Origin of the sequence: Scandinavium manionii (assembly GCF_024764775.1) — a bacterium.
GTDB classification, from domain to species: Bacteria; Pseudomonadota; Gammaproteobacteria; order Enterobacterales; family Enterobacteriaceae; genus Scandinavium; species Scandinavium manionii.
Map to the genome: position 1 here is coordinate 1 of NZ_JALIGC010000002.1, position 252 is coordinate 252.

Genomic DNA, 252 nt, shown 5'->3' on the forward strand with positions numbered 1-252 from the left:
TGCGATTGAGACTTCAGTGTCCCCTTCGTCTAGAGGCCCAGGACACCGCCCTTTCACGGCGGTAACAGGGGTTCGAATCCCCTAGGGGACGCCACTTGCTGGTTTGTGAGTGAAAGTCGCCGGCCCCCTATCTCAAAACTGATTTATCGCGTATGCGGTGAGTCATGTTTGAGATATTTGCTCTTTAAAAATCTGGATCAAGCTGAAAATTGAAACGACACACTGTTTCCTTTCTCCGTAATAAGAAAGGAA

At 48.4% G+C, this 252-nt stretch carries 1 tRNA gene; it reads left to right on the plus strand.

The annotated features are described in order from the left end of the window. The first annotated feature begins 18 nt into the window (after nt 1-18). Nucleotides 19-94: transfer RNA gene (locus tag MUU51_RS00010), tRNA-Glu, on the plus strand. The last annotated feature ends 158 nt before the right edge of the window (nt 95-252 follow it).